Here is an 18766-nt window from a genome sequence, read left to right as displayed (position 1 = left end):
GGATGGTGATCCGGAGGCGGCGCGATGAACGACGGCTTCAACGAACCGGAGCGGCGCAGGCGTGCGGTAACGGCGCTTCTCTGGCTGACGCCCGTCCTCTTCGGCTTCGGCTATTCCTTCGTCTATCTCACGGAATTCAGGCCGACTCCGCAGACTGCCCTGATCGCTGGCTCGGCCTCGGCGGGGCTAACGCTCGCCTTCGCCGCCATCCTCGCCGCTTTCGGACCGGCGTGGATGTCTGCCCTGCGGATCGTTGCCATCGGCGTGGCGCTCATCACGCTGCTGCTGAATGCCTGTAGCGCGGGCTGAACCGCCGGCGGACGGATCTTCTCCCGCCGGCGTGTCGCAGGGCCTCAGTCCACCTTGATGCCGAGCGACGTGACGACCTCGCGCCAGATGCCCCTCTCACGATCGACGAGGGCTTTGGCCTGTGCCGGCGACATGGTGACCGGGATGATGCTGCTGGCCTCCAGCTTCGCCCGGACATCCGGGTCGGCCATGGCCGTCGCAAGCGCCGCCGAGAGCCTGTCGACGACAGGCTGAGGCAGGCCCGGTGGCCCGACGAGCACGTTCCACAGTTCGAAGGCATAGTCGGGAACGCCGCCCTCCCGAACGGTGGGCAGATCCGGCAGGTCTTTCGTGCGCTCGCCGCCGAGCGCGACGATGCCGAGGACCGAGCCGGACCTCACATGTTCGGGCGTGCCGGGCATGGTCAGCACGCCGACATCCACATGGCGTCCGATGACGTCGTTCAGCAGGGGCGCATTCCCCCTGTAGGGAACGTGGTTCATCTTCACGCCAAGCCGGTGCAGCAGCAGTTCCATGGCGAGGTGGCCCGGCGAGCCTGCACCGGATGTGCCGTAGCTGATGCCGCCGGGGGTCGACCGGGCCAGAGCCGCGAGGTCGGAAAGCGTGCGCACGTTGAGGTCCCGGCGGGCGCCGAGCATCAGCGCCGTCGACCCCATATGCCCGACATAGGTCAGGGTTGCGGGGTCATAGCCGATCTCGCGGCCGAGCGCCGGGAGCACGGCGGAAGGGCCGATGCCGCTGACACCCAGCGTGTAGCCGTCGGGCGGCGCCGTCGCGACGGCCCTGATGCCGATGGCACCCGCGGCGCCGGCGCGATTGTCGATGACGACCGGCTGCCGGAGGATCTGGGACATCTTCTCGCCGAGCGCGCGCCCCGCAATGTCGGTCGAGCCACCCGGCGGGAAGGGGACGACCAGCGTGATCGCCTTGACCGGAAAATCCTGAGCCGTGGCGGGGGCGATGACCACCATCGCGAGCAGACAACCCGCCAGCATGGCGAGCCGGCGTGAACGCAGGCGCGAAGCTCGGGTATGGAAAGGCGCTCCCATATCGTAATCTCCCTTTTGTTATTTGATTGAACAACAAAAGGCTATATCATTGACCTTTGTCAAGCAGGGTTGCATCTGAAGTGTCGTACCGCCCGTCTGGAACCACCATGGACAGCCTCAGCCAGAGCCCCATTCCCCGCTACATCCAGCTCGCGACCATGTTTCGTCGGCGGATCGAGACGGGGCAGTGGAAGGTCGGCGAGCAGATCCCCACCGTCGACGCCCTCGCGGCGGAAACTGGCGTCGCGCGCGCCACCCTGCGCCAGGCCCTCGGCATGCTCGAGAAGGAGGAGATGATCGAACGCCTGCGGGCCAAGGGAACGTTCGTCCGCCGGCGGCCGAGAGATCAGATGTGGCTGACGATGGAGACCAATTTCGCCGGCCTGCTGCGCGCCCGCGAAGGCGCGACGATCGAGATTATCGCCGATAAGTCGGGCGAAATACCGGCGAATTTCCCTCATTCCATCGGCACGCCGGCCGAGCGCTATCGTCACCTGCGCCGCCTCCATTCACGCGACGGCGAGGCCTTCCTGCTCGCCGACGTCTATATCGACGAGCGGCTGATGGACCGGATCACGGACCAGGACATCCACTCCAAGACGGCGCTGAAGCTGGTTGCCGATCTGCCGGGGGTGGAGATCACCGATGCGCAGCAGACCCTGACGATCGGCAGCGCCGACATCGAGACGGCGGAGCGTCTGCGCCTGCCGCTGAACGCTCCGGTCGCCCTGGTCCAGCGGACGGCCGTGGACCGGGAAGGCTTCATCGTTCTCGTCGCCGACGGCATCTACCGCGGCGACCTCGTCAGGCTTGACATGAAGCTCCGTTAGGCTGCTTGTACAAACATATAGCCTATCGAATGATCCGAGCGATCGGGTCGAGGAGCCCACCTTGAGACTGCATTGGTCGCCGCGCTCGCCCTTCGTGCGCAAGGTCATGATCGCTGCCCACGAACTGGGGCTGGCCGACGAGATGACCCTGGTCCGCAGCGTCGCCATGATGACGAAGCCGAACCCGGACATCATGGTCGACAACCCGCTCAGCAAGATTCCGACCCTTGTGCTGGATGACGGCCGCGTGCTTTTCGATTCGCTGACCATCTGCGAGTACCTGGACTTCAGGGCCGGAGGTCATCGGCTGTTCCCGCCCCCCGGCGACGCGCGCTGGCAGGCACTGACCGACCACGCGCTCGCCAACGGCATGCTCGACCTCTTGATCCTGTGGCGTAACGAGCGTGACAAGCCAGCCGACCGCCAGACCGCCGCACTGCTCGAGAGCTTCGCACTGCGCGTCGGCATTGGCCTCGATCGGCTCGAACAGGCAGCCGCACGGCTGGCCGAGGCCCCCTTCGCCATCGGCCAGATCACCGTCGGCTGCTGTCTGTCCTATATCGATTTCCGCTTCGCCGATCTCGCCTGGCGCGCGTCCCGACCGCAGCTGGCGGCCTGGCATGAGACCTTCAGCGCACGCGATTCGGCGCGGGCAACGGTCATCGTCGATGGCCAGTGAACGGACAGGCCCCCTCGCGCACCTGACGGTGCTCGATCTCAGCCGCATCATGGCCGCTCCTTGGGCGACGCAGATCTTTGCGGACCTCGGTGCCGACGTCATCAAGATCGAACGTCCCGGCGTCGGCGACGACACGCGTAGCTGGGGGCCGCCCTTTCTGAAGGACAGCCAGGGCCGGGCGACGAAGGAATCCGGATATTTCCTGTCGGTCAATCGCGGCAAGCGCTCGGTGACCGTCGACATGGCCACCACCGAGGGCCAGGAGATCGTCCGCAGTCTGGCGCGGCAGGCCGACATCGTCATCGAAAACTTCAAGGCCGAGACGCTGAAGCGCTATCGGCTGGATGCCGCCAGCCTGCGGGCCGACAACCCGCGACTGATCTATTGCTCGGTCACCGGTTTCGGGCAGGACGGGCCGCGCAAGGACCAGGCCGCCTATGACTTCGCCATTCAGGCCATGGGCGGGCTGATGAGCGTCACTGGAGAACGGGACGACAAGCCCGGCGGCGGACCCCAGAAGGTCGGCGTGCCGATCGTCGACCTGATGACGGGCATGTATGCCGCCGTCGCGGTGCTCGCCGCAGTGGCGAAGCGCGACCGGACCGGCGTCGGCGATGTGATCGACCTTGCGATGCTGGACGTCCAGGCGGCCTTCCTCGCCAACCAGGCGATGAATCACCTGGTAGGCGGGCGCAACCCCCAGCGCGGCGGCAACCGTCATCCCAACATCCAGCCGCAGGATGTGTTCGCCTGTGCCGACGGCTTCTTCGTGCTCGCCGTCGGCAATGATGGTCAGTTCGCCAAGCTCTGCGAAGTGCTCGGCCATGCGGAATGGTCCAGCGACGAACGGTTCGCCAGCAATGCCGCCCGGGTCCGGCACAATCCGGAGCTGACCGCGCTGCTGAGCGGCCGCTTCATGACCTTCGCCCGCGATGACCTGATCGCGCGCCTCGATGCCGAGGGCGTTCCCGCGGCACCGATCAATTCCGTCCCGCAGGTGCTGAGCGATCCGCAGATCCGGCATCGCGAAATGGTGCGCGATCTGCCTCACACCGAGGCCGGAAGCGTCCGCCACGTCGTCAGTCCGCTGCGTTTCGAGAATGCTCCCCTGGCATTTCCACGGTCCGCGCCGCTCCTCGGCGAGCATACCGACGACGCGCTCGTGCAACTGGGCCTCGGCGCCGACGAGATCGCCGCCCTCAGAGGCAAGGGGATCATCTGATGCCACGCATTCCACTACCCGGCCGCAACGACATGACCGAGGAGCAGCAGCGCATCTATGACGCTGCCGTGTCGGGACCGCGGGGAGCCGTGATCGGACCTCTCAGGGCGGTCATCCACAGCCCGGATCTGGCGAGGTTGTGGTCCGGCTTCGGGGAATACATCCGTTTCCGCACCTGCCTGCCGCCGGCCTGCAAGGAGCTTGCGATCATCGTCACGGCGCGGCGCTGGACCAGCCAGGTCGAATGGCTCGTCCATGCGAAGGCCGCCGAGACGGCCGGCATCCCGACAGCCGTTATCGACGCCATCCATCTCGGAGAGGCGCCCGTCTTCGCCGATCCCGGCGAAGCCGATGTCTACGAATTCGCCAGGCAGTTGCAGATGACGGGAACGGTCGAGCAGGCGGTCTATGACCGCATCGTCGACCGTCACGGCGCGCGCGGCGTGGTCGAGCTCACTGCGGTGATCGGCTATTACACGATGGTCTCGATGACGCTCAACGTGCACGAGATCCCGGTACCGGAGGGCAGCACGCCGCCGCTGACGCCGATCGCGGCGGAGGGTCTCACCTGCCTGCCGGCGGCGAGGCACCCGTGACGGCGACAGTACCGGCACCGCCGGTCACCGCGCCGCGCCTCAAGGTTCCGCCGGGGGCCTGCGACGCCCATAGCCACGTCTTCGGCCCGTTCGACACCTTCCCGCCCAGCCAGGCCTCGACCTACCCGTTGCCTGCCGCATCCGACAATGTTCACGCCGCGGCGCGCGCGACGATGGGCATCAGCCGCGGCGTGCTGGTCCAGCCCGCCCCCTACGGCATGGATCCCGCGGCGATGCTGGCCGCCGTCGCCCGGTCGGACGGGGCCCTCAGGGCCATCGCCATTGCCGACGAGGAAATCAGCGACGCGACGCTCGCGGACTGGGTGGCGCGCGGCGTCCGCGGTCTTCGCTTCGTCGAGATGCGCGCACCGAACGGCCAGCGCTATCCCGGCAGTGTCGGCTTCGACGGTCTCGCAAAGCTCGCCCCGCGCATGCGGGCCCTGGGTCTCCATGCGCAGCTCTGGGCGAGCGCGCAGACCTATGCCGATCACCTCTCGATGTTGCAGGCACTGCGGCTGCCGCTGGTTCTCGATCACATGGCGAGCCCGGACATCGCCGGGGGGGCCGATGCTCCGGCCTTCCGGGCCGTGCTCTACGCGCTTCGCGAAGGGGCGGTCTGGGTGAAGCTGGCGGTCTGCCGGGTCGGCAAGGCCTTTCCGGCCTATGCCGATGCCAGGCCGTTCCATGATGCGCTGATCGCCGCCAATCCCGACCGCCTGCTCTGGGGCTCGGACTGGCCCTATGTGCGGCTCGAGCCCGCGCCCGACGCCGGCGCCATGCTCGACGTTTTCGCCGAATGGGCCGGTGACGAGACCCTCGTCCGGCAGATCCTCGTCGACAACCCACAGCACCTCTACCAATTCGAACCAGCCAAGCGAGCCTTGCCATGACGGACACCTACAGCGCCTTTTCGGTCGACGTTTCAGACTATGTCGCGACCGTCACCATCACGCTGCCACCGGTGAACGCGCAGAACCGCGCCTTTCGCGAGGAGATCACCCGGCTCTTCGACAGCCTCGGCGAGAGGACGGACGTTCGCGCGATCGTGCTGACCGGCGCTGGCAAGATCTTTTCCGCCGGAGCTGACCTGAAGGACCGTCCCGATCCGAAGGTTCCCGGAGCCTATCCGACCCACAGCCGCAATGTCCGCGAGGCCTTCAACTGCGTCATGGAATGCCCGAAGCCGGTCATCGCCGCGGTCAACGGCGCGGCGATCGGTGCGGGCTGCGTGCTGGCGCTGGTCTGCGACATCGTCGTGATGGCCGACGAGGCCTATCTCGCCATGACCGAGGTCGACTATGTGCTCGCCGGCGGCGTCAGCCATATCCGCAGGCATTTCGGCGAATCCGATGCGCGGCTGATGACCTATACGGCGCGCCGGATCTCCGGCCAGGAGGCGCTGCGGATGAACGTCGCGTCTGTGTCCCTGCCGCGTGACGAGATGCTGCCGGCCGCCCTCGAGATCGCCCGCGAGATCGCCACGAAGAGCCCTGCCGCCGTCCGCGCGGCGAAGAAGTCCTTCCTCACCACCGAGGGCATGCCACTGCAGGATGGCTACAAGTTCGAACAGTCGCAGACCGCGATGCTGGCGACGACGGATGATTTCCGCGAGGCGCAGCGCGCCTTCGCCGAAAAGCGCAAGCCGAGCTTCTGACGTCATGACGGGGATCGGCTTCGACACCATCAAACGCGTCACGGCGGACCTCTATGACCGGTCCCTCCGGTTCATTCCGGCGGATTCCAAGGTGGCGCTGCGCAAGGCCGACGGCATCGAGACGAACGAGACTGCTCGCCACACGCTGCAGACCATGATCAGGAGCGCCGAGGCTGCCGAGCAGTCCTGGCGGTTCGTCTGCTCCGATTCCGGCGTGCCGGTCTATGTCATCAAGGTCGGCACGCAGGCGCGGTTTTCCGGCAATGTGCGGCAGGCGATCGTCGAGGGCTTCGCGGACCTGGTCGCCAGCATCCAGCCGCCGCTCCTGCCCCACGTCACCAATCCCCTGACGCTGGAGCGCGGCCATAGCGGCCGGCACATGCCGATCGTCACCTTCGACATGGTGGACGATTGCGACTTCATCGACATCACCTGTTCGCCCAAGGCGCTCGGGTCGGGCCGCTGGTCGGCGATGGAGATCTTCAGCTTCCCCGACCTGCCGACCATCGAGGCCTATGTCCTTGACGTCGTCCGGAAGGCGGGCAGCCAGCCCTGCCCACCCGTCGTCGTCGGCGTCGGCATCGGCGGCACCTTCGATTACGCCTGCAAGCTCGCCAAGGAGGCGACGCTGCGGCCGATCGGGCAGTCGCATCCGGAGGCGATAGTCGAAGCGATGGAGGAGCGTCTGCTGGCGGCGGTCAACCGCACCGGCTTCGGCCCCATGGGCACCGGCGGGGACAGCACGGCGACCGCGGTTCATGTCGACTATGCCGCCGGCCACGGCTTCACCCCGGTGGCCGTGACGTTCAATTGCTGGATCAACCGGCGCACGCGCGCGCGTCTGTTCAACGACGGCCGCGTCGAGATTATCGAGTAGGTCATGGCGATCACAACGCACCGCCTCACCTTTCCCCTGACGGCCGAATCCGCCCGGTCCCTGCGCGCCGGCGACATGGTCATCATGAGCGGCGAGATCGTCGTGACAGCCGGACTGCCCACCCATCACCGCCTGATCGGTTGCCTCAATGGCGTCGAGCCGATGCCGATGGACCTGAACGGCGCCTCGGTCTTCCATCTCGGCAGCTACAGCGAGGAGAAGGACGGCACGCTGCAGCTCCACTACATCAACCCGACGACCAGCACCCGGTTCAACGCCCTGATGCCGACGCTTATCAGCGGCTTCAACTGGCATGCGGTGGGCGGCAAGGGCGGGCTGGACAGGCCCTGCGTCGAGGCGCTGCGCCAGGTCGGCGGGGTCTATCTCTCGTTTCTCGGCGGCGGCGCGGCCTTGCACACGCAGGCCATCCGCCGCGTCATCGAGGTCGGCTGGTCAGACATGCTGATGCATTACCGGCTGGTGCGGCTGCAGGTCGAGGACATGGGTCCCGTCACGGTCGCCATCGATGCCCACGGCGTCAGCCTCTACGACATCGACGCGGCGACCTGAAGCGCCGCTGCCAAGCCCCCGATCCGCAGGGCGCGGAACATCATCGTCGGGAGGGCTGCCCGCCGGAAACTGGAGGCCGCAGCAGACCAGGCCCCATCCGCCATGGGCGCGCCCTGAGGACGGGGCGGCCGCGGTCACCGGATGCCGATACGGGCCGCCGCGGCGGGTTCGATGGAATCGGCCGGCTTGATCGCCCCATGCTGGGCCAGCATGAAGGCGACCACGGCCAGTTTCTGCGTCTCGTCGAGCAACGAGGGATCGTTGAAGGGCATCAACTGCATGTAGTCGAGAAGACCCTGGGCGTTGCCGAACTTGGCGATCTGGGTGCCGTTGCCCCAGATCGGCGTCTGGTAGCCTTCGCCACGCTGTCCGTCGGCGCCGTGGCAGAGCAGACAATGCTCGACGTAATGGGCCCGTCCCTGCGCGATTTGAGGTGATTCCTGGCTCGCGAAAGCGGCGCCGTCGGGTTTCATCAACGGGCCCAGCAGAAATGACGCGCCGACGAGAGTCGTGGCGACGAAAACACGGATCATCATCTGTTGCACTTTCGGGGGGGTCGGGAGCGGCGCACCGGCGCGCGCCGCTCCGGGTCGCGTTCAGACCACTTCGATGCGGAACTTCGGAATGGACCAGTTGGCCATGCCGAGCGAGTTCAGCGGGATCTGTTCCGGCTGGGAGACGCCGGCATTGTCCGTCGTCCGGGTTTCGATCGTATGGGTCCCTGCGGCAGCGTCCCACGGGAAGGTGAACCGGACCCAGGTGTAGCGGCCCATATTGGGGGGCTGGATGGTGGCACGCTGCCAGGCACCGCCGTCGATCCGGTACTCGACCGCATTGACACCGTGCTGCGGCGCCCAGGCATAGCCCCGCATGGTCTGGCGGCCGGCGCTGAGCTTGGGAAGTTCACCGCGCTTCAGCGGGTAGTTGGAGGGAACCGACGGCGACTTCTCGAGAACGAGGGGCACGGTGAGAGTCGACTTCGGCGGCATCCAGGTGACCATCGGCCCCTTGATGTCGGCGGCTGTGATCCCCGGCAGATACTCGTCGTCGGCAGCATGTTCCGGCGCCGAATAGGTCGGTCCGATATAGACCTCGCCCTTGGTGTTGAGCCGCGACCAGACGCGCTTGTTGGTGATGCGGATCTCCGTCACCCACTTGATCGAGGCGGTGCCGCCCCAGCCGGGCACGACGATGCGGACGGGCGCACCGTGGTCGGGCGTCAGCGCATTGCCGTTCATGGCGAAGCAGACACCGATGTCGTCGGCACGCGACGCGATCTCCGCATAGGGCATCGGCCGGCCCATATCGTTGCCGTCGACCCCCGACCAGAACAGCACGGTCGCCGCATCGGGCTTCACGCCGCAGCGCGCCAGGATGGCGCTCATCGGCACATACTGCCATTCCGCCTGGCCCACAGCGCCCATGACCCAGTTGCCGCCACCGACCTGCTGACCGGTGAAGCCACCCTGCTCCCAGAACAGCGTGCGGCCGTTGCCATGGCACTCCATGGTGGCGATGATCGAGCGGGACGGCATCTTGAGCAGGTCTTCGTAGCCGATCTCGAAGGGCCGCTCGACCGAGGCGCCATGCACCTTCAGCTTCCAGTTCTCGCGCGCCAGAACCGTTTTGTCCTCGGCACGCGGCGTCGGATAATGGTTGCGGACGTAGAACTCCTCCACGGGCGTCATGAAGGTCGTGAAATTCCAGTAATTGCCTGAGCGGACGGTGGCGCCGATGTTCAGGACACGGCTGTCGTCCTTCACCAGTATGCGTCGCGCCGGCGCGGCAGCGGGCGTTGGCGCAGCGGGCGCCTGTGCGAGAACCGGCGTGGCAGCGACGGCACCGAAGGCCGCGGCCGAGACGAACAGGCTTCGGCGGTCGAGGTTGGTGCCCTCGCGCAGGACCTGACTGACAGTTGCGGCATCTTCCGCCTGATGGCGTTTCATCCCCATGGCATCCCTCCGGACAAGCCTTGTTGTGGATCACGGACTCCTCCGTGACCGTAACGGAGGCTTGCCGAAGACCTGCGGGAAGGCAAGGAGATTCAGGAAAATACGTCTATATTTCAGATACTTGTTTGACTATTTTGACAATCGACCGGGGCCATGTTCAGTTTTCTGAACAGATCGGGGCCCGGCGACTCCCAGCACCTTCATGCGGCTCCACAGCGTCGTCCTGGAAACGTTCAGGCGACGGGCGGCCTCGCCGATCCGGCCTCCCGTTTCGGCGATCGTGCGCTCGATCAACGCCCTCTCCGCCTCCCCGCGCACCAGTTTGAGGTCCGGGATCTGGGCTGTACGCCCATGCCGCTCGCCGAGAATTCCGAGGACCCTTGCGAGCAGCTTCTGCATTTCGAAGGGCTTGGCGATGTAGTCGCCGGCTCCCGCCTTCATCAGGCGAACCGCCTGGTCGATGTCGGCGAAGGCCGTCATGAACAGAAAAGGCGGTATCGGTCCGGACCGGCCGGCATGGAGAAAGACATCCTCGCCGGTTCCGTCGGGCAGTCGGATGTCACAGATGACGACGTCCGCCGACGCCCCGGCGAGCCCGTGCGATGCCTCTCCGCGAGATCGGAACCAGACGACCTCAGCGCCTTCCAGGCCAAGCCTCTGGACGAGAGACTCGCCCATGATCGGATCGTCCTCGACCAGGATGATGGACACGCCTTCAAGCGACATCGCGATGCTCCGCGATCTCCGGCAGGGGGATGACCACCACGATCCGGGCGCCACCGGCGGCGCTGGTCTCGACCGCGATCCTGCCGCCGAGCCCTGCCGCCAGCCGTTGCGACACCCACAGACCGAGGCCGGCGCCTTCTCCCTGAAGCAGGGGGCGCGTGCTGCGACCGGTCAGGACGTCCGCGGCCGCGGGGGACAGGCCGGATCCATCGTCTTCGACGACGAGGCGGAACTCGGCGGAGAGGCAGGCGATGTCGACCAGCACCCGCCCGCCCTCCGCGACGGCGCTGACCGCATTGAGGGTCAGGTTGAGCAGGATCTGGCGGATGGCGGAGGCCGGCAGGGCCAGTTCTCCGACGACGGCGTTGCGCCAGCCGAGGTCGACATTCTTGCGGCGCACCTCCGAGCCGATGAGGAGGCGCATGTCGTCGAGATCCTCGGGCACCAGCGGTCGCAGATGTCGATCGGCGCGGTAGGTGGCGAGGACCGTGCGGACGACATCCCTGATCCCGCGCAGACCCCTTTCGATCAGTTCGATCGATGACGTCCTGACGGCGGGACGCTCGCCATGTGTCCTGAGGGTGTCGATGGCGTTGAACAGGCCGCCGAGGGGATTGTTGATCTCGTGCGCCATGCCCGACGCCAGCCGTCCCAGGCTCGCCACCCGCTCTTCGGCCGCCAGCTGACGCGCCAGCTCTTCGCGCTCGGACAGCGCCTCGACGAGCGTGTTGTAGCGTCGGAACAGCCGCGCGAATTCACTGTCGTGATGGCCCGTGCCGGCGAGGTCGATGGGCACCAGCGGCCCGGCGGCGCCGCTGTCGATGTGGCGCGACAGGCGGGCGAGCGGAGACAGCATCCGGCGGATGGTCCAGTAGGCGAGTGCAGCCAGGCACAGGGTCAGGAAGGCATTGGTCGCGATCAGCGTGGTGAGCACGTTGCGACGTTCGGCGACCAGATGGGTGATGTCGTAGTCGGCGAAGATGCGTCCGATATCCCTGTCCTGATAGCGCAGGATCTTGCGGGCATGAGCCTTGCCGTCGCCCGCGTCGACGAACAGCAGCTGGCTCGCGGCGAACCGATCGTTCAACGAGGCGCGGTCTGCCCCGAGAGGCACGTCCAGCGGATTGCTGGACGCCAGTGTCCGGCCCCGTTCATCGGTGATGACGATGAAGGCCCGCCCGAAACCGACGCTGAGCGTGGCGTTGCGCTCGATGGCGTCGAAGACCTCCCAGACGTCTTCGCGCAGAACATATGGCAGCACAGCGGAAGCCAGCCCCTCGAGGAAGGTCGTCGACAGCGCCGAGAGGTGGCGTTCCTGCGTCTCCCTGAGCCTTTCGAGCACGGCATGGGTGATGACGGCGCTGACGGCCAGCATGAAAATGACCACCATGGCCGGGGCCTTCACCGCCAGCGGCCATCGAAGGGGATTGGCCCAGGACATCGCCGTCAATCGCGTCCGACCAGGGCGACCCGGTCGGCGATGCTCTGGAAAAGACCGGGATCGGCGAGAGCGAAGCCGTCGAGCCGGAGAAGGCCGAGCACGCGCTGTCCCAGCGGGTCCGCTGCCATCCTCTGCAATCCCCTCTGCAGGCGGGCGATGCTGTCCTCTCGGAGGCGACCGGCCGAGGTCGCGACCGGCGGGAAACCCATCCAGTCGGACTTCCAGATGACCCGCGTCCGCGACGTCAGTTCCGGCTCGGTCTCGGTCATGACCTCCCAGACATATCCATCGACGCTGCCTGACTGGGCCAGCCCCGAGGCCACGGCACGAACGACGTTGCGGTGGCCGTAGGTGAAGAAGGTGCGGCCGAAGAAGCTTTCCGGGCGCTCGCCCGTCTCGGCCAGCCCGGCACGGGTGACGAGATAGCCGGAATTGGAATCGGGGTCGGAGAAGGCGTGGACATGGCCCTTCAGGTCCTTGAGCGCGGCCCCCGGCGCTCGTGCCCCGGCGATGAGGTAGGATTGGTAGGTGGTGCGCCCCCGCCAGACGGGAACGGCCACGAGTTCCAGCCGGGACCGGTAGGCGACGAAGGGAAAGCCGCAGATCCAGGCCGCGTCGATCTGCCCGGCGACCAGCTGCGAAGTGATCTCCTGGTAGGTTCGCCTGAGCACCAGGCGCACCTCGCCGTCCAGGGCCCGTGACAGATAGGCCTGCAGCGCTTCCAGGAGCACGAGGTCGGAGGTCAGGAAGACCGGCGTTAGTCCGAACTGGAACGGCCGCTCGGCACGCAGCACACGAGGCGCGGCAAGCGCAGCGAGACCGGCGAAACCGCCAGCCAACAGCAGGCGCCGACGGTCAGAGCGTGGCGCGACAGAGGCTGTGCCCGGGGGCGGCAACCATTTCCTCCCTGTCTTTTTCGTTTCGAGCATGATGGAAGCAATCCGAACCGGGCGTCAATGCGGCCTGCGCCATACGGCGCGCAGCCGGGCGCATCACACGGATTGGCACGCGCATCAAAAATCGCAACGGCGGGGGGAGATTCTTTCACCGCTTTCAGTTACCTCACAGGCGGCGCGGTTACCGTCAGAGGTCAGGCATGTGGTCCATCGAGAGTTTCGCCAACGAACTCGTGGCACTGGCCCGCAACAACACATCCCTGTTCCTCCCCGTCGTCGCGGCTCTGGCCTTCGCCGAGTCGATCATACTGTTCTCGTTGTTCATCCCCGCCTCGGTCATCCTGATCGGCTTCGGAGCGCTGGTCGGAGCAGCGGACATGAACCCGATTCCCATCCTGCTGGCTGCGACGATCGGTGCCGCCCTCGGGGAGTGGGTCTCCTATGCGGTCGGCTATGTCCTGAAGGAGCGGGTGTCCGGGATCTGGCCCCTCTCGCGTCACCCCGATCTGGTCGAACGCAGCGTCAAGCTGATCTCGACCTGGGGCGTTCTCGGCGTCTTCATCGCGAAATTCATCGGCCCCTTGCGCGGCGTGGTACCGCTTCTCGCCGGCGCCTTCCGAATGCCTCAGATCCGCTTCCAGATTGCGAACTGGACGTCATCGCTGTTGTGGGCAGCCGTCTGGCTCGGTCCCGGCTACGCCGCGGCCAAGTACTGGCCGTGACGGCCGCTGCGACAACCACCTGTGATCGCACAGGGAAGTCCGGTTGATCCGTCCGCGACTCTCGCCTCGATCGCCTCGACCCCTGGCGCGCCTGTGGGCGCGACAGCGCCCTGGCGTCGATCGGGCGAGGGCCAGACATTGTTTCACTTCGCCCGGTGCCGCTGGCCGGCGCAATGACGGCCCGGGAGACGCGCGTCATCGAAGCGTCGCTCCCACGGTCCGGGCCTGCCGACCCGCCGGGGACCACCGGGGTCCGCGGCAGGACCCCGGGGCGATCGGCATCACTCGCAAACACGGAACGTGCGGCGCTCCGGGCCGTAGGGGCCGTCGACCCAGCGGCGGGTCAGGTAGCAGTCGCGGGCATAGGCGCGGCCATAGGCGTGGGCATGGGCACGGGACTGGCTCGCAACAATTGCGCCGCCCACGATGAGGCCGACTGCGAGGGCGGCGAGGCCGGCGCCACCGTGGCGCGGGCGGGCTTCGGCCTGCGGGGCGGCGGCAAGCGAGAGGGCGGCGGCGGCGACGGTGGCGAGAGCGAGGGTCTTGAAGCGGGTCATGGCGATCGTCCCATTGTTTGGCAGGGGCTCCGTTGCCCCGATGTCCAATCAATAGGCCGAACCTGGGATCCACGATGTTCCGGCGGGAACACCGAGCACCGGCGCAGCGAAAAAGGCGATTTCAAGCGATCGCCTCGCCATTCCACGCTGTGAGCGAACTCCAAAACCTGACTCAATCGACGACCTGTACAGGCAAAGCAGGAGCCAGGTCTCTCGGCTCTGCGAGGAGATCGACGAACGGGTCCAGGCCTTCCTCGATCGGCCGATCGAGGGCGACTGGCTCTATCTGTGGATCGACGCGACCTATGTGAAGATGCGCCACGCCGGTCGGATCGTCTCGGTGGTGGTCAGCGGCATCGCGAAGGCCATCCCCTGCCGCCTGATCGGCGACTGGAATCTGTCGGCGGCGCCGATGTTCCTGCTGATGGGCTATATCGCCTCGGTGACCGGCCTGACCAACGGCCTCTTCGCCTCCACGCGGGGTGAGGGTCCGGCCCTCATGAGGGCGGACTGATGAAGCGAGCAAGGTTCAGGGAAGAGCGGATCATTTTGGTGCTGGAACCGCAGGAGGCCGGCGCGAAGACCGCCGATCTGGCGCGCAGGCACGGGAGATATTGACTTCGATCGATACCAAAAGAATATTCCCTGACGAGATCGCCCGCCGGTGGCAGCGTCCCCCCAGAGGTCTCACTCATGCGCATGACCCTCAAGCTCCTTGCTCTTGCAGGAGCAGGTTTCCTATCGATCGGCATGTCGGGCTGCGCGACGATGTCGAGAGATGAGTGCCGCCAAGGGGACTGGGCAAGCGTCGGGCAAAGGGACGGGGCAACCGGCTATCCACCTTCCCGCATCACGCAGCATGCCGAGGCCTGCGCCAATCATGGGATCGCCCATAACGCCGCCGCTTACCGGGCGGGCTGGGATCGCGGGATCCTTCAGTACTGCACGCCAGAGAACGGCTTTGAGACCGGCCGGCGCAACGACAGCTACCATGGGCTTTGCCCTGCCCAGGTGGTCGGACCTTTCCTGGAGGGTCGCCAAGTCGGTGAGCGCTTGGGAGGGGCCGAGCGCCGCCTCTCCTCGGCGGAAGAGCGACTGCGGAGCCTTGGCAACGAGCGGAACCGACTGCGCGACCGCTTGGACGCGCTGCGGAGCAACAGGAACCTCAGCGAAGATGCTCGTCGCAACGAGGCGTCGCGGATCCGCGACCAGCTCTCAACGATTCGCTTTGATAGCGACCAGGCCATGTTCGAAATCGAGCGGGCCCGCTACGATCTCCTGCCGGCCCAGGACGCGGCGAACGCCTATCTCGCGCGGATCCGTCGGATCCGGTAGCCTCACGCAGACTCCCAGGGTACCGATGGGTCGCCTTTGCGCTCATGCGCGTCGCCTTGCGCGACTGGAGCATGGATCTGGGTGAGCCGCCCGTCCCTGAGCGATACCAGCCTGTCGAAGCGCGAGAAGACCTTCTCGTCGTGGGTCGAAGATCTTCTCGTGGTGGGGCACGGTGTTGATGGACGCCTCGTTATCTTCGGCGATGCGGCGGCGCAGGGCGCGCGTCAGCCATTTCCCGTCGAAGACAATCTCGTCATTGAGTGTTGATTCCCGCCAAGACTTGACCCGGATTTTTCGTTGAGAAGTGACCCGGATTGAAGGTGTTTCCCGCCTTGATGGCAGGTCGTCAAGCGCGTGCCGTTTCCTTTCGGGTTTTTTGGTTTGTGCTGGCCTTGAAGCGGAAGCTGTCGTTTCCGGTTTGGAGGATGTGGCAATGATGGGTCAGGCGATCGAGCAATGCCGTCGTCATCTTGGCATCGCCGAACGCGCCAGCCCATTCGGCGAAGCTGGGGTTCGTGGTGATGACGATGCTGGTCTGCTCGTAAAGCTTGGAGAGCAGGTGGAACAGGAGCGCGCCACCGGACGGGCTGAACGTCTGGTATCCTGAGTTCGTCGAGGATGACGAGATCGAGGCGGATGAGACGCTCGGCCAGCTGGCCGGCCTTGTTCGCGGCCTTCTCCTGCTCGAGCGCATTGACCAGATCGACGGTCGAGAAGAACCTCACCTTCTTGCGGTGATGCTCGACAGCCTGGATGCCAATCGCTGATGCAATGTGGGTCTTGCCGGTTCCCGGGCCGCCGATCAGGACGATATTGTCGGCGCCGTCAATGAAGGCGCCAGCATGAAGCTGACGTACCGTTGCCTCGTTGACCTCGCTGGACGCGAAGTCGACGCCCGTAGCCTCAGGCGTCGACGGTGGCGCTCAGTGCATTGTCCTGGATGAAGGCGCGGCGCGGTTCCACCACGTCGCCCATCAGCTTGACGAAGATGTCGTCGGCCTCGTCGACCTCCTTCACCTTCACCTGCAGCAGCGAGCGGGCGTTGCGGTCGAGGGTGGTCTCCCAGAGCTGCTCGGCATTCATCTCGCCGAGACCTTTGTAGCGCTGCAGCTTGATGCCGCTGGCGCCGGCCTCCTTGACCATCTCGAACAGCGAGATCGGGCCGTCGACCTGGGTTTCCTGGGTCTTGCGGCGGAACTTCGCCGGCTTGTCGAAGACGACGCCGAGGCGGGCGGAATGCTCGTCGATCTTGCGGGCCTCCAGCGAGGCGATCAGCGGCGCGTCGAGCATGGCGACTTCCTTGACGCCGCGCACGGTGCGCGAGAAGCGGTAGCGCTCGCCGTCGAAATGACCCTCCCAGCCGCGCTCGATCTCGTCGGAAATGGCGTCGAGCCGCTGGGCGATCTTCACCGCCAGTGCCTGCGCCCGCGCCGGGTCCTTCATCGTCTCGGGGTTGAGCGCCCCGGCAATGGCCGCCTGTTCGACCACCGAGCGGTTGTAGCGCGAATGGACGGCACCGATCAGGTTCTTCACCTGGCGGGCCTCCTCGACGATGGCGGCAAGGTCGGCGCCGGCGCAGATCTCGCCGGTGCCGAGCACCAGGAGACTGTCGTCGAGGCCGCCATTGACCAGATAGTCGTCCAGCGCCCGCTCGTTCTTGATGTAGGTCTCGCTCTTGCCGCGGCTCACTTTGAACAGCGGCGGCTGGGCGATGTAAATGTGCCCGCGGTCGAGAATCTCCGGCATCTGCCGGAAGAAGAAGGTCAGCAGCAGCGTCCGGATATGCGAGCCGTCGACGTCGGCGTCTGTCATCAGGATGATCTTGTGGTAGCGCAGCTTGTCGATGTTGAACTCGTCGCGGCCGATGCCGGTGCCGAGCGCCATGATCAGCGTGCCGATCATCTCCGACGACAGCATCTTGTCGAAGCGGGCGCGTTCGACATTGAGGATCTTGCCGCGCAGCGGCAGGACCGCCTGGAAGGCGCGGTCGCGGCCCTGCTTGGCGGAGCCGCCGGCCGAGTCACCCTCGACGATGAAGAGTTCCGACTTGGCAGGATCGCGCTCCTGGCAGTCGGCGAGCTTGCCCGGCAGCGAGGCGACGTCGAGCGCGGTCTTGCGGCGGGTGAGTTCGCGCGCCTTGCGGGCGGCCTCGCGGGCGGCGGCGGCTTCCGCCACCTTCTGCACGATCGTCCGGCCCTCGGCCGGATGTTCCTCGAACCAGGTCGACAGCGCCTCGTTGAGGATGCTCTCGACCACCGGGCGCACCTCCGAGGAGACGAGCTTGTCCTTGGTCTGCGACGAGAACTTCGGGTCCGGCACCTTCACCGAGACGATGGCGGTCAGGCCCTCGCGGCAATCGTCGCCGGTGAGGTCGACCTTCTCCTTCTTCGTCACGCCGGAGGATTCGGCATAGTTCGTGACCTGACGGGTCAGGGCACCGCGGAAGCCGGCGAGATGGGTGCCGCCGTCGCGCTGCGGGATGTTGTTGGTGAAGCAGAGGACGTTCTCGTGGTAGCTGTCGTTCCACCACAGCGCCACTTCCACCGTGATGCCGTCGCGCTCGGATTTGAGCATGATAGGGTTCGGTACCAGCGGCGCCTTGTTGCGGTCGAGATAGCGCACGAAGGCCTCGACGCCGCCCTCGTAATAGAGCGCGACCTGCTTCTCCTCGGCATGGCGCCGGTCGGTCAGCAGGATGCGCACGCCGGAATTGAGGAAGGCGAGCTCACGCAGCCGGTGCTCCAGCGTGGGGAAGTCGTATTCCACCATGGTGAAGGTGTCGGTGGAGGCGAGGAAGGTGACCTCCGTGCCGCGCTTGCCGTTGGAGGGGCCGACCTCGATCAGCGGCGCGATCGGGTCGCCGTGGCGGAACTCGACCAGATGCTCCTTGCCGCCGCGCCAGATCTGCAGCTTCAGCCAGCTCGACAGGGCGTTGACGACGGAGACGCCGACACCGTGCAGGCCGCCGGACACCTTGTAGGAGTTCTGGTCGAACTTTCCGCCGGCATGGAGCTGCGTGAAGATCACGTTGGCGGCCGAAATGCCCTCTTCCTTGTGGATGTCGGTCGGCACGCCGCGACCGTTGTCGCGCACCGTGACCGAGCCGTCGCCGTTCAGGACCACGTCGACCTGGGTGCAATAGACGGCCAGCGCCTCGTCGATGGCGTTGTCGAGCACCTCGTAGACCATGTGGTGCAGGCCGGTGCCGTCGTCGGTGTCGCCGATGTACATGCCCGGCCGCTTGCGCACGGCGTCCAGCCCGCGCAAGACCTTGATCGAGTCCGCGTCGTACGTCTTTTCGGGGGCTTTTTCGGCGGCGGAATCGGCTGTTTTGGCGTTCATGGCCTTGGC

20 protein-coding genes and 2 pseudogenes are annotated in these 18766 nt (G+C 66.3%); 13 read left to right on the top strand and 9 right to left on the bottom strand.

From position 1 onward, the window contains the following. Nucleotides 1-24 precede the first annotated feature (24 nt). A complete protein-coding gene (locus Q8O26_RS12140) occupies nucleotides 25-309 on the top strand; it encodes a hypothetical protein (protein WP_305575917.1) in 285 nt (94 codons plus the stop codon). A gap of 44 nt (nucleotides 310-353) precedes the next feature. Here the strand turns inward: Q8O26_RS12140 and Q8O26_RS12135 are convergent, their stop codons facing one another. Next, nucleotides 354-1358, bottom strand: coding sequence for a tripartite tricarboxylate transporter substrate binding protein (locus tag Q8O26_RS12135; RefSeq protein WP_305575915.1), 1005 nt, complete (start codon nucleotides 1356-1358; stop codon nucleotides 354-356). Between the two features lie 107 nt (nucleotides 1359-1465). Between Q8O26_RS12135 and Q8O26_RS12130 the strand changes: the two genes are divergently transcribed. The 8 genes from Q8O26_RS12130 (at nucleotide 1466) to Q8O26_RS12095 (ending at nucleotide 7786) form a co-directional block, all read left to right on the top strand. Then, nucleotides 1466-2188, top strand: coding sequence for a GntR family transcriptional regulator (locus tag Q8O26_RS12130; RefSeq protein ID WP_305575913.1), 723 nt, complete (start codon nucleotides 1466-1468; stop codon nucleotides 2186-2188). A gap of 61 nt (nucleotides 2189-2249) precedes the next feature. Continuing rightward, on the top strand, nucleotides 2250-2867 hold the full coding sequence (locus tag Q8O26_RS12125; RefSeq protein ID WP_305575911.1) for a glutathione S-transferase family protein: 618 nt from the start codon (nucleotides 2250-2252) through the stop codon (nucleotides 2865-2867). Continuing rightward, nucleotides 2857-4089 carry a CaiB/BaiF CoA-transferase family protein gene (locus tag Q8O26_RS12120; RefSeq protein ID WP_305575909.1) on the top strand — a complete coding sequence of 411 codons (1233 nt, stop codon included), beginning with the start codon at nucleotides 2857-2859 and terminating at the stop codon, nucleotides 4087-4089. Before Q8O26_RS12125 ends, Q8O26_RS12120 begins: the two co-directional genes overlap by 11 nt. Continuing rightward, entirely contained in the window at nucleotides 4089-4685 is a 597-nt protein-coding gene (locus Q8O26_RS12115; RefSeq protein WP_305575907.1) for a carboxymuconolactone decarboxylase family protein, read from the top strand. Before Q8O26_RS12120 ends, Q8O26_RS12115 begins: the two co-directional genes overlap by 1 nt. Continuing rightward, complete coding sequence (locus tag Q8O26_RS12110; protein WP_305575905.1) at nucleotides 4682-5575, top strand: amidohydrolase; 894 nt, start codon at nucleotides 4682-4684, stop codon at nucleotides 5573-5575. Before Q8O26_RS12115 ends, Q8O26_RS12110 begins: the two co-directional genes overlap by 4 nt. Further along, nucleotides 5572-6339: an enoyl-CoA hydratase/isomerase family protein gene (locus Q8O26_RS12105; RefSeq protein ID WP_305575903.1), complete on the top strand. Its 768-nt coding sequence runs from the start codon at nucleotides 5572-5574 to the stop codon at nucleotides 6337-6339. The genes Q8O26_RS12110 and Q8O26_RS12105 overlap by 4 nt, the downstream gene beginning before the upstream one ends. A gap of 4 nt (nucleotides 6340-6343) precedes the next feature. Further along, nucleotides 6344-7216 (top strand): fumarate hydratase, encoded by an 873-nt coding sequence (locus Q8O26_RS12100; protein ID WP_305575901.1) that lies wholly within the window; start codon nucleotides 6344-6346, stop codon nucleotides 7214-7216. A 3-nt stretch (nucleotides 7217-7219) separates the two neighbouring features. After that, nucleotides 7220-7786 (top strand): fumarate hydratase C-terminal domain-containing protein, encoded by a 567-nt coding sequence (locus tag Q8O26_RS12095; protein WP_305575899.1) that lies wholly within the window; start codon nucleotides 7220-7222, stop codon nucleotides 7784-7786. A gap of 134 nt (nucleotides 7787-7920) precedes the next feature. Here the strand turns inward: Q8O26_RS12095 and Q8O26_RS12090 are convergent, their stop codons facing one another. The 5 genes from Q8O26_RS12090 to Q8O26_RS12070 form a co-directional block, all read right to left on the bottom strand. Next, the gene (locus Q8O26_RS12090) at nucleotides 7921-8322 is read right to left on the bottom strand and encodes a hypothetical protein (protein WP_305575897.1); all 402 of its coding nucleotides are present in this window, start codon (nucleotides 8320-8322) and stop codon (nucleotides 7921-7923) included. A 60-nt stretch (nucleotides 8323-8382) separates the two neighbouring features. Further along, a complete protein-coding gene (locus Q8O26_RS12085; protein ID WP_305575895.1) occupies nucleotides 8383-9732 on the bottom strand; it encodes a molybdopterin-dependent oxidoreductase in 1350 nt (449 codons plus the stop codon). Between the two features lie 135 nt (nucleotides 9733-9867). Next, nucleotides 9868-10464 (bottom strand): response regulator, encoded by a 597-nt coding sequence (locus Q8O26_RS12080; protein ID WP_305575893.1) that lies wholly within the window; start codon nucleotides 10462-10464, stop codon nucleotides 9868-9870. Next, a complete protein-coding gene (locus Q8O26_RS12075; protein WP_305575891.1) occupies nucleotides 10454-11905 on the bottom strand; it encodes a sensor histidine kinase in 1452 nt (483 codons plus the stop codon). The genes Q8O26_RS12080 and Q8O26_RS12075 overlap by 11 nt, the downstream gene beginning before the upstream one ends. Before the next feature lie 5 nt (nucleotides 11906-11910). After that, complete coding sequence (locus Q8O26_RS12070; protein ID WP_305575889.1) at nucleotides 11911-12744, bottom strand: PhnD/SsuA/transferrin family substrate-binding protein; 834 nt, start codon at nucleotides 12742-12744, stop codon at nucleotides 11911-11913. A 257-nt stretch (nucleotides 12745-13001) separates the two neighbouring features. Here Q8O26_RS12070 and Q8O26_RS12065 point away from each other — a divergent pair, with 257 nt between their 5' ends. Then, entirely contained in the window at nucleotides 13002-13523 is a 522-nt protein-coding gene (locus tag Q8O26_RS12065; protein WP_305575887.1) for a DedA family protein, read from the top strand. A gap of 281 nt (nucleotides 13524-13804) precedes the next feature. Here Q8O26_RS12065 and Q8O26_RS12060 read toward each other — a convergent pair whose 3' ends face one another. Continuing rightward, the gene (locus Q8O26_RS12060) at nucleotides 13805-14080 is read right to left on the bottom strand and encodes a hypothetical protein (protein ID WP_305575885.1); all 276 of its coding nucleotides are present in this window, start codon (nucleotides 14078-14080) and stop codon (nucleotides 13805-13807) included. 172 nt (nucleotides 14081-14252) lie between these two features. Between Q8O26_RS12060 and Q8O26_RS12055 the strand changes: the two are divergent. From Q8O26_RS12055 to Q8O26_RS12045, 3 genes and pseudogenes are all read left to right on the top strand, one after another. Then, nucleotides 14253-14429 (top strand): annotated as a pseudogene (locus Q8O26_RS12055) (transposase); the annotation flags it as partial. A gap of 344 nt (nucleotides 14430-14773) precedes the next feature. Further along, complete coding sequence (locus Q8O26_RS12050) at nucleotides 14774-15415, top strand: DUF2799 domain-containing protein (protein WP_305575883.1); 642 nt, start codon at nucleotides 14774-14776, stop codon at nucleotides 15413-15415. 81 nt (nucleotides 15416-15496) lie between these two features. Then, nucleotides 15497-15682: a hypothetical protein gene (locus Q8O26_RS12045; protein ID WP_305575881.1), complete on the top strand. Its 186-nt coding sequence runs from the start codon at nucleotides 15497-15499 to the stop codon at nucleotides 15680-15682. A gap of 79 nt (nucleotides 15683-15761) precedes the next feature. Here Q8O26_RS12045 and istB read toward each other — a convergent pair. Both istB and gyrB read right to left on the bottom strand, forming a co-directional pair. Continuing rightward, nucleotides 15762-16314 (bottom strand): annotated as a pseudogene (gene istB, locus Q8O26_RS12040) (IS21-like element helper ATPase IstB); the annotation flags it as partial. Between the two features lie 4 nt (nucleotides 16315-16318). Continuing rightward, nucleotides 16319-18757, bottom strand: a complete 2439-nt coding sequence (gyrB, locus tag Q8O26_RS12035; protein WP_305576117.1) for a DNA topoisomerase (ATP-hydrolyzing) subunit B — start codon at nucleotides 18755-18757, stop codon at nucleotides 16319-16321. Between the last annotated feature and the right edge of the window lie 9 nt (nucleotides 18758-18766).

The sequence above is a fragment of the Phreatobacter sp. genome (assembly GCF_030691135.1).
GTDB lineage: Bacteria > Pseudomonadota > Alphaproteobacteria > Rhizobiales > Phreatobacteraceae > Phreatobacter.
Note: the sequence above shows the minus strand (reverse complement) of the source record. Positions and strands in the feature narration are given on the sequence as shown.

Bases quoted from the DNA above. Each gene is read 5' to 3' on its own strand.
- Q8O26_RS12140 (WP_305575917.1), top strand. From the start codon at position 25: ATGAACGACGGCTTCAACGAACCGGAGCGGCGCAGGCGTGCGGTAACG.
- Q8O26_RS12135 (WP_305575915.1), bottom strand. From the start codon at position 1,358: ATGGGAGCGCCTTTCCATACCCGAGCTTCGCGCCTGCGTTCACGCCGG.
- Q8O26_RS12130 (WP_305575913.1), top strand. From the start codon at position 1,466: ATGGACAGCCTCAGCCAGAGCCCCATTCCCCGCTACATCCAGCTCGCG.
- Q8O26_RS12120 (WP_305575909.1), top strand. From the start codon at position 2,857: ATGGCCAGTGAACGGACAGGCCCCCTCGCGCACCTGACGGTGCTCGAT.
- Q8O26_RS12115 (WP_305575907.1), top strand. From the start codon at position 4,089: ATGCCACGCATTCCACTACCCGGCCGCAACGACATGACCGAGGAGCAG.
- Q8O26_RS12105 (WP_305575903.1), top strand. From the start codon at position 5,572: ATGACGGACACCTACAGCGCCTTTTCGGTCGACGTTTCAGACTATGTC.
- Q8O26_RS12100 (WP_305575901.1), top strand. From the start codon at position 6,344: ATGACGGGGATCGGCTTCGACACCATCAAACGCGTCACGGCGGACCTC.
- Q8O26_RS12095 (WP_305575899.1), top strand. From the start codon at position 7,220: ATGGCGATCACAACGCACCGCCTCACCTTTCCCCTGACGGCCGAATCC.
- Q8O26_RS12090 (WP_305575897.1), bottom strand. From the start codon at position 8,322: ATGATGATCCGTGTTTTCGTCGCCACGACTCTCGTCGGCGCGTCATTT.
- Q8O26_RS12085 (WP_305575895.1), bottom strand. From the start codon at position 9,732: ATGAAACGCCATCAGGCGGAAGATGCCGCAACTGTCAGTCAGGTCCTG.
- Q8O26_RS12080 (WP_305575893.1), bottom strand. From the start codon at position 10,464: ATGTCGCTTGAAGGCGTGTCCATCATCCTGGTCGAGGACGATCCGATC.
- Q8O26_RS12075 (WP_305575891.1), bottom strand. From the start codon at position 11,905: ATGTCCTGGGCCAATCCCCTTCGATGGCCGCTGGCGGTGAAGGCCCCG.
- Q8O26_RS12065 (WP_305575887.1), top strand. From the start codon at position 13,002: ATGTGGTCCATCGAGAGTTTCGCCAACGAACTCGTGGCACTGGCCCGC.
- Q8O26_RS12060 (WP_305575885.1), bottom strand. From the start codon at position 14,080: ATGACCCGCTTCAAGACCCTCGCTCTCGCCACCGTCGCCGCCGCCGCC.
- Q8O26_RS12050 (WP_305575883.1), top strand. From the start codon at position 14,774: ATGCGCATGACCCTCAAGCTCCTTGCTCTTGCAGGAGCAGGTTTCCTA.
- gyrB (WP_305576117.1), bottom strand. From the start codon at position 18,757: ATGAACGCCAAAACAGCCGATTCCGCCGCCGAAAAAGCCCCCGAAAAG.